The sequence below is a fragment of the Streptococcus sp. 121 genome (assembly GCF_016458205.1).
In the GTDB taxonomy this organism is placed as follows: domain Bacteria; phylum Bacillota; class Bacilli; order Lactobacillales; family Streptococcaceae; genus Streptococcus.
The window spans coordinates 1-7,656 of the sequence record NZ_JAEMED010000062.1; the positions used below are offsets into that span (position 1 = coordinate 1).

Sequence of the window (7,656 nt, forward strand, 5' to 3'; positions counted from 1 at the left end):
GACGTAGAAATCATTAAAATTGATGATTCTTCTATGCCTTACTTAGTTAGAATCCCAGACCCAGTTGTTAGTAATAAATTTTGGGTAGGTGCTGATAGCGTCATCCACCTCCCACCAAAGCCAAAAGTCACACAGGCGGTTATGGATTGGTATGAACGTGATAAAAACAGTAATTGGAATGTTAATGGTTATTTAAACAATGCACCAGAAGAGCTTTATGAGTGGCTTTTATATTCTGATGATGTTCTTAAGAACCAACACGCCCTCGCAACCCTAATCGCCTACGGTCCAGAAGCTGTGGAGGTTGAGAAGGATAAGAGGTATATGGTTATACTTAAGCGTACAAATCAGATTCTGGCTAAACAAGGTGACTCTTTGATTTTTACGTTACCTAATCCTTTTGATGAAGAAAATGGGAAATACTTATTGACCAAACAAGAACTAACCGACGCTGGCTTTGAAGGTGTATTTGATAACCCTATGTTTGAAGTGGAAGAGGTGGAAGAATGATTATTGCAGATATTATTGAAGATTTAGAAACAATTCAAAGTCTTATGAATACAGATGTAGGTCAAGCTAAGGACAAACTACAGAAACTGCTTGATAGTATTTACTTGGAAATGTTAGAGGAGGTGGAAAATGAAAGGACTTAAAGTAGTTAATGTTGGCTCAAATCCAGAGTATACGCAGTTCGGTACTTGCGAAGTCTGTTTCTCGTGGGGAGAGGCTGACAATCCTTATATGGTTATTGAATTTCCAAACGGTGACCAAGTTCAAATCGACACCTTTGAATGGGATTGGGGTGACTACTACCCTTACTATGTTGATAATGTCATTGATTTTTCAGCTTGGTTGTCAGAACAGGAGATTGAAGAGGAGTTCATAGCTAGACTCAGAAAAAGAGATTCGTCAGTCTTGATAAATTTGATTCAGTCTTACAAATGGGATAGGGAGGAGGCCGAAGATGGTTAACATCAGACGAAGTACAAAGTATCCTGGCGGAAAGAATAGACAAGTCCTCACAATGTGGGGAGATAAACTCTACACGAATAACACGTATACAACTGTCTGCCTGTCACGACCAAGCACGAAATATAAATTTATTTCCGTACGGGTGAATGAGCTGAAAAATTTTGAGTATACTGTCAAATTCTTTACTAAACTCTATGGCAAGTACAGTCTGCTAAGCGAAAAGACTGTTGATCATTATGCCAGGGATATTGCAAATAAGCTATTGGAGTTAGGATTGATTGGAGGAGATTGATGTTCAAGTATCTAATCTGTAAATTAAAAGGCCACGTCCTGAAATTGGAACGTGATCATGAAGGAGCTTGGTACGCTAAGTGTAAGAGGTGTGGAGGTAGGGTTAATTTATGACGGATATTCGAAAACGATTAGCATCGCTGAAGTATATTGATAGTAAGGTTAAATCTAAGCGACAGGAGATTGTGAGTCTTCACTCAGGAATATTAAAATCGCAGCGGTATTCAGACGAACCTAAAGGTGGAAGTTTGAGTAACAAATCTGAGGATTTGAATATCTTGATTATTGATAGGACTAGGGAGTTGTATGATGAGATCGAATCTCTCCTTGCAGAAAGAAGAGAATTGGTTCAGATGATCGAATCATTAGATGACCCTATGGAAAACATTGTCTTGAGACTGTTATACGTTAATGGTTATTCATGGAGTGAGGTTAAGATGGAACTTAATGCCAGTCATGCAACAATACAACGTGCAAGAGATAAAGCGGTTCGTAATTTGTTAAAGAATGATACTGATGTTAACAAATGATACTTTTTAACTGCTAAACTAGTAGTATCAATTATTGCGATTGACAACGAGGTCCTCGATAATTGAAATCCACCAACTACACAGTTAAGCGTTTCATTTGTGATTTGAACATAAAATCTCCTTATTTATTTTTTGGCAGTCACCCACGGTGGATGAAAGCAGTGATTTAGGTCGCTGCTTTTTGTTTTACGGGCATAGTTTAATGGCAAGAACGGAAGTCTCCAAAACTTTTAGTGTAGGTTCGATTCCTGCTGTCCGTGTTAAAAACTATGAAAAGGAGGTGGTGATCATCGCCAAAATGACACTAAAGCAAAAGCGTTTCGCAGATGAGTACATCATCTCCGGGAATGCAACGGAAGCTGCCGTCAAAGCTGGCTATAGCAGTAAGTATGCTAATACCAACGCAAGTAAATTACTACAAAATACTACAATCAAATCGTATATAGACGACCGACTGGTTGAACTCGAGTCTAAGACCATCGCAACCCAGGAGGAAGTCTTGTCTTACCTGACATCCGTCATGAGAGGTGAGCAGAGAGAACAGACGCTCCGTGGTGAGGGTGAAGGATACCAGTCGATTATTGATATCGATGTCGGAGCCAAGGACCGAATCAAGGCGGCAGAGTTGCTAGGTAAGCGTCATAGACTCTGGACAGATAAAGTGGAGGCTGAGGTGCAAGGAACGGTGGTGTTTGCTAATGAGTCAGAAATCCCTGATTAAGAACCTGCCAGAGATTGTCGGTAAGGGATATGGTAAGTATTGGCATTCAACAAACTTCTACCGAGTTGTTAAAGGTAGCCGTGGATCAAAGAAGTCGAAGACTACGGCCCTTAACTTTATTGTTCGAATACTCAAGTATGAGTGGGCTAATCTGTTGGTGGTTCGTCGCTATTCAAACACCAACAAACAATCAACCTATACGGATTTCAAGTGGGCTTGTAATCAGCTGGGAGTTCTACATTTGTTCAAGTTCAATGAGTCTCTGCCAGAAATCACAGTTAGAAAAACAGGTCAGAAGATTCTTTTCCGGGGGCTTGATGATGAGTTGAAGATTACCTCTATCACGGTGGATGCCGGTATTCTCTGTTGGGCTTGGTTTGAAGAAGCATACCAGATTGAAAGCGAAGATAAGTTTTCAACAGTTGTTGAATCTATTCGGGGTAGTCTGGATGTTCCAGATTTCTTTAAACAGATTACGGTCACATTTAACCCCTGGTCTGAGCGTCATTGGTTGAAGCGAGCATTCTTTGATGAGGATACTAAGCGAGCAGATACTTTGTCACTAACTACCACATTCAGAGTTAATGAATGGCTTGATAAAGTCGATATTCAGCGATTCGAGGATTTGTACCTGACTAACCCTAGACGGGCTAGAATCGTTTGCGATGGCGACTGGGGAGTGGCTGAGGGATTGGTGTTCGATAATTTCTCGGTTATCGATTTCAATATCGAGCAAACAATCCAACGGGTAAATGAGACAACAGCCGGTCTTGACTTTGGTTTTACTCACGACCCGACAGCGCTAGTTTGTTCAGCGGTTGATTTGGAGAAGAAAGAGATTTGGATATACCAAGAACATTACCAAAGAGGTATGCTGACTGATGATATTGTCAAAATGTTGAAAAGTAATCAGCTAGATAGAACTCTATTGACTGCTGACAGTGCAGAAAAACGGCTGATTATCGAAATCCGAAGTAAGGGAGTTCAAGGTATCGCAGCCAGTTACAAGGGGAAAGGTTCAATCATGCAAGGGATTCAGTTCTTACAAGGATTCAAGATTTACATTCATCCATCTTGTGAGAACACCATTGAGGAATTTAACACCTATACCTTCGAACAGGACAAGGAAGGAAACTGGTTGAATAAACCAATCGATAAGAACAACCACATTATCGACGCCCTGCGGTACTCAATGGAGCGTTACCACATTAAGCAAAAGACTGCGAAAGAGCGCTTGAAAGATGCAAAACTATATTTTTAGAAAGGAGTGTTCATGCAAAAAGAATTTTTATCTGGGACCAGGTTTAAAGAAAATGCAAATGAACAGTTCATTATGCTTCAGGAGGACTTTGAAGCAATTGATTATGGATCAAAAGATTGGATTGAGCAGTTGCAAAGATATGTCTCTGAGCACAAATCGATTCAATTAGAACGACTCCAGGAGTTGAAGCGGTATTACAAGGGGGATAACAATATCAAATATCGTCCTGCTAAGACTGATGTGACTGCGGCTGATAACCGAATCTCTAGTGACTTCGCTAAGTACATTACAGTTTTTGAGCAGGGCTACATGCTGGGGAATCCAGTTGAATACAAGAATGAGGATACTGTTATCCAAGAGTATATCGATGAGTTGTCAGCTCGAAACAACGAGAAACGACATAATACTGCAATCAAAAAAGATTTGTGTGTCTATGGTCGAGCTTATGAGTTGCTAACTGTTTCTGGTGATGAGAATGAAACCTGGATTCGACTATTCAAACTTCCAGCTGAACAGACATTTGTAATTTATGATGATACTTATGAGCGTAATTCTCTTATGGCTATCAATTACTACAATATTAATTATGGTGGAGGCAAAAGAAAAGAGATTATCAAGGTTTATACTGCTGATAGAGTATATTCTTATGAGTACTCATCTACAAATACGGATGGAATGAAGTATATTGATGATGAAGAACATCACTTCAATGGAGTTCCTGTTAATGAATACAGCAATAACGAAGACCGGTTAGGTTCGTTCGAGTCGGTTTTGGACAATATCGATGCTTATGATTTGTCTCAATCTGAGTTGGCTAATTTTCAACAAAACAGTAATGACGCTATCTTGGTCATTAAAGGGAATCAGTATACTGGTGCTGATGAGGAAGATTTTCTTGAAGATGGACGTATTAATCCGAATGGTCGCCTTGGTATTTCTATCGCCTACAAGAAAGCTCAGATACTTATTCTTGAAGACAATCCAAATGAAAATGGTTCGAAGCCTGATGCCAGTTATTTAGTTAAACAGTACGATACAGCTGGAGCAGAGGCCTACAAGCAGCGCTTAGTGAACGACATCCTGCGTTTTACCTTTACACCAGACATCCAAGACATGCACTTCTCAGGAGTTCAGTCTGGTGAATCTATGAAGTACAAGCTGATGGCTAGTGATAATTATCGTGAACAACAGCAAGATTTGTTCGAGGCTGGACTAATGCGGAGATTGCGTTTAGCAGCAAATATTTGGTCCATCAAAGGGAGTGAAGCTACTTCTTACGAAAAGATTAACCAAACATCAATTATCTTTACACCAAATATTCCACAGAATGCTAGCGAGTTGGTCACTATAGCCAAATCATTGTATGGAATAGTTAGTGATCAAACAGTATTTGAAGTGTTGAATCAGGTAACCGGAGTAGATGCTAAAGCAGAGTTAGAGCGTTTGCGTGAGCAAGAACCCGATGAACCTAGTCCTAGATTAGAGGTTGAAGAAGATGGCGGACAAGAAGAAACATCAAGACTACTGGACCAAGAGGGTTGATGAAATCATCCGTTATGCTGACCAGATTGATATTGATGTCTTTGCTGAGATAGCTAGAATTTATCTGGAAGAAGCGAAGTTGGTTCAAAAGGAATTGTTTGCTTTTTATCAGAGATTTGCGGATGACAATGGTTTGACTTTACAAGAGGCCATGTATCAACTCAGACATGAGGATATGAGTGATTACCAGCAAAACGCTAAACGATACTTTGAGCAAGCAGAAAAAGATCCAGAGCTACTAAAGCGATTAAATGAGCAGTATGCTTCAGCTAGGGCTACTAGAATGGATTTATTAAATCTTGAATTGACTTGGCGAGCTGGTGTATTGGCGACCTCTATAAGTTCAACCTTTGAAAATCATTTATTAAAGACTGCTAAGTATGCCTACCGAAAAGCAGGGGATAGACGAGGGACTATTAACGAACCAGCTTTGAGAGAATTAATCAGAACCCCAATTAATGGCAAGAACTATTCAGAACATATCTGGGGGAATGTCGATAAGCTAGCAGAGGACCTTAGGGAAGTCTTTCGCCGTGGTTTCATTCGAGGTTTGAATCCTAGAGAAATGGCTCAAGAGATTGCTAAGAAGTACAATGGGGCAAGAAGCAGGGCACAGACAATCATTCGAACCGATGGGACCGCAATCATCTCCAACTCAGTAGCTAAGCGTTACATGGACGCTGGATTGAAGTATTACCGAATCCTTGTTCATCTTGACGACCGAACCACGGAAATCTGTAGGCAAATAGCCAAAGAAGACAAACGCTATGAATTATCAGAAATGAAGGCTGGGCTCAACGCTCCGCCTTTTCATTATAATTGTCGGTCTGGGATTGTGCCGGATGATGAAGAGTTGGACAGTGACGTTGTTCTTGAAAAAGATAGCCTATCAGTGTATAGTGAAGATATGAAGAATCTGAAAGAGAGTGGTGCAATATCCTCACGACGTGGTGATATTAAAAAGCAGCAAGATAACTTTGCAGAACGTTATTATACGCAATTAAAAAATTCAAATCGTGAAGACGTCATATCAAAAATGGTGATATCAAGTTCACTTCCTAGAGAAACCGTTGCGACAGCTTTAAAACATGTTCTTGATAATCAGTATCTACTATGGGATAGTGAGGAATATGAGTATCGTGTACGGAATTTTTATCCTCATTATGATATGGCACAAAGTTTCCAGCGTCTGTATCTAGGAAATCCTAAAAAAAGTGATATAATTATGTTACAACATGAGAGTTTGGAGTCGGAATATATGGGTAAGTACAAGTTACCGTATGATGAGGCTCATAAGCTTGCAAACCAGAAATATAATTACGAGGAGGCTGACTAGTATGGGTAAAATTGATAATCAAATGATAACTTTATATGAGATTGTAGATAATTCTGAAGTACGTCAGTACTCAGCTGTAAGTGGTGACCGAAAAGGTATTGCTACTTATCTAAAAAAAGATGGCAGCTATATCTATGAAGGGGATAATTTACAGAATTTCACAGATTTTGTAAAGGATACCTTGGTTAATAGTGTATTAAAAAATAAGAACTTGCCTCAGAAGATAGTACACGGTTTTGGATAAATTGGTTGTACCAAAAAGTCAATGAGGTCCTATCATGGGAGTAATGGCAATGCCAAGTAAAGAAGTTTTAATTTTTACAAAACAAATTCGTCATTGGATTATTGGGGATGAGAATATTTCAGGGAAGAAACGCTTTATTTTCCGTGAAGATACTCCTAAGGAAATATTGGATCTCTATAACTCCATTAAATCAAAGCTAAGTTTTGTTTATTAATCAAGCACCTAGAGCAATCTAAGTGCTTTTTTCGTACTCTGAAAGGAGAATAGTGATGGGACCAGAAGAAAAAATAGTTGCAAAAAATGAAAAAGCCAGCATCACTTTGGATGCTGACGGGAACGTTATTATTGATGCTGAGGAATTCGCTAAAATCACTCTTGGAGCCAATCATGGTACTTTTTAAGCAGTTCCATTGTGGTAGAGTATGCGACAAGACCACTTACTGTACCGATTTGTAAACCATCTGAATGATTGATTCCTTTAGTCAGTTCATTGGCTTTATTGGCTATCTGAATCATGTCTTCTTTGGTCAATGAATTCCGGAAATCGTCGAATGATTTCATACAATCGTCCTCCTCGTAATATAAGTTTAGAGGGTTATTAAAACCCAGTTTGAACAATAATTGTATAAATACTTGACTATTGCAATGTTTCCCAGAACAATAGAGTTATGGAAAGGACTCATGGTTGTTTCTTATCCTCCTTGTTGCTCAGTCTTCATTACAAAGTCTGTTACCCAGCCCTTCATTTTACCTCCAACC

General features: G+C 39.4%; 12 protein-coding genes and 1 tRNA gene. 12 read left to right on the forward strand and 1 reads right to left on the reverse strand.

Going from position 1 to position 7,656, the window contains the following annotated elements:
• The 12 genes from JEQ21_RS09365 to JEQ21_RS10140 form a co-directional block, all read left to right on the forward strand.
• Positions 1-510 (forward strand): DUF1642 domain-containing protein (locus tag JEQ21_RS09365; protein ID WP_233340873.1); only part of this gene is annotated, 510 nt, incomplete at its 5' end.
• Complete coding sequence (locus JEQ21_RS09370; RefSeq protein WP_199365261.1) at positions 507-653, forward strand: hypothetical protein; 147 nt, start codon at positions 507-509, stop codon at positions 651-653. The genes JEQ21_RS09365 and JEQ21_RS09370, both read left to right, overlap by 4 nt.
• Entirely contained in the window at positions 640-972 is a 333-nt protein-coding gene (locus JEQ21_RS09375; protein ID WP_199365262.1) for a hypothetical protein, read from the forward strand. The genes JEQ21_RS09370 and JEQ21_RS09375 overlap by 14 nt, the downstream gene beginning before the upstream one ends.
• 401 nt (positions 973-1,373) lie before the next feature.
• Entirely contained in the window at positions 1,374-1,793 is a 420-nt protein-coding gene (locus JEQ21_RS09380; RefSeq protein WP_199365263.1) for a DUF1492 domain-containing protein, read from the forward strand.
• A 188-nt stretch (positions 1,794-1,981) separates the two neighbouring features.
• A tRNA-Trp gene (locus tag JEQ21_RS09385) sits at positions 1,982-2,053 on the forward strand.
• Between the two features lie 38 nt (positions 2,054-2,091).
• Positions 2,092-2,514 (forward strand): terminase small subunit, encoded by a 423-nt coding sequence (locus JEQ21_RS09390; RefSeq protein ID WP_199365264.1) that lies wholly within the window; start codon positions 2,092-2,094, stop codon positions 2,512-2,514.
• A complete protein-coding gene (locus JEQ21_RS09395) occupies positions 2,492-3,775 on the forward strand; it encodes a PBSX family phage terminase large subunit (RefSeq protein ID WP_199365265.1) in 1,284 nt (427 codons plus the stop codon). The genes JEQ21_RS09390 and JEQ21_RS09395 overlap by 23 nt, the downstream gene beginning before the upstream one ends.
• 12 nt (positions 3,776-3,787) lie before the next feature.
• Positions 3,788-5,317, forward strand: a complete 1,530-nt coding sequence (locus tag JEQ21_RS09400; protein WP_199365266.1) for a phage portal protein — start codon at positions 3,788-3,790, stop codon at positions 5,315-5,317.
• Positions 5,271-6,653, forward strand: a complete 1,383-nt coding sequence (locus JEQ21_RS09405; RefSeq protein ID WP_199365267.1) for a minor capsid protein — start codon at positions 5,271-5,273, stop codon at positions 6,651-6,653. The genes JEQ21_RS09400 and JEQ21_RS09405 overlap by 47 nt, the downstream gene beginning before the upstream one ends.
• Before the next feature lies 1 nt (position 6,654).
• On the forward strand, positions 6,655-6,897 hold the full coding sequence (locus tag JEQ21_RS09410; protein ID WP_199365268.1) for a hypothetical protein: 243 nt from the start codon (positions 6,655-6,657) through the stop codon (positions 6,895-6,897).
• A gap of 34 nt (positions 6,898-6,931) precedes the next feature.
• A complete protein-coding gene (locus JEQ21_RS09415; RefSeq protein WP_199365269.1) occupies positions 6,932-7,111 on the forward strand; it encodes a hypothetical protein in 180 nt (59 codons plus the stop codon).
• A 55-nt stretch (positions 7,112-7,166) separates the two neighbouring features.
• Positions 7,167-7,298 carry a hypothetical protein gene (locus tag JEQ21_RS10140; RefSeq protein WP_267904638.1) on the forward strand — a complete coding sequence of 44 codons (132 nt, stop codon included), beginning with the start codon at positions 7,167-7,169 and terminating at the stop codon, positions 7,296-7,298.
• On the opposite strand, the gene JEQ21_RS09420 is transcribed toward JEQ21_RS10140, so the two are convergent.
• A complete protein-coding gene (locus tag JEQ21_RS09420) occupies positions 7,267-7,458 on the reverse strand; it encodes a hypothetical protein (RefSeq protein WP_199365270.1) in 192 nt (63 codons plus the stop codon). The genes JEQ21_RS10140 and JEQ21_RS09420 overlap by 32 nt on opposite strands.
• Positions 7,459-7,656: the final 198 nt, after the last annotated feature.

Bases quoted from the DNA above. Each gene is read 5' to 3' on its own strand.
- JEQ21_RS09370 (WP_199365261.1), top strand. From the start codon at position 507: ATGATTATTGCAGATATTATTGAAGATTTAGAAACAATTCAAAGTCTT.
- JEQ21_RS09375 (WP_199365262.1), top strand. From the start codon at position 640: ATGAAAGGACTTAAAGTAGTTAATGTTGGCTCAAATCCAGAGTATACG.
- JEQ21_RS09380 (WP_199365263.1), top strand. From the start codon at position 1,374: ATGACGGATATTCGAAAACGATTAGCATCGCTGAAGTATATTGATAGT.
- JEQ21_RS09390 (WP_199365264.1), top strand. From the start codon at position 2,092: ATGACACTAAAGCAAAAGCGTTTCGCAGATGAGTACATCATCTCCGGG.
- JEQ21_RS09395 (WP_199365265.1), top strand. From the start codon at position 2,492: ATGAGTCAGAAATCCCTGATTAAGAACCTGCCAGAGATTGTCGGTAAG.
- JEQ21_RS09400 (WP_199365266.1), top strand. From the start codon at position 3,788: ATGCAAAAAGAATTTTTATCTGGGACCAGGTTTAAAGAAAATGCAAAT.
- JEQ21_RS09405 (WP_199365267.1), top strand. From the start codon at position 5,271: ATGGCGGACAAGAAGAAACATCAAGACTACTGGACCAAGAGGGTTGAT.
- JEQ21_RS09410 (WP_199365268.1), top strand. From the start codon at position 6,655: ATGGGTAAAATTGATAATCAAATGATAACTTTATATGAGATTGTAGAT.
- JEQ21_RS09415 (WP_199365269.1), top strand. From the start codon at position 6,932: ATGGGAGTAATGGCAATGCCAAGTAAAGAAGTTTTAATTTTTACAAAA.
- JEQ21_RS10140 (WP_267904638.1), top strand. From the start codon at position 7,167: ATGGGACCAGAAGAAAAAATAGTTGCAAAAAATGAAAAAGCCAGCATC.
- JEQ21_RS09420 (WP_199365270.1), bottom strand. From the start codon at position 7,458: ATGAAATCATTCGACGATTTCCGGAATTCATTGACCAAAGAAGACATG.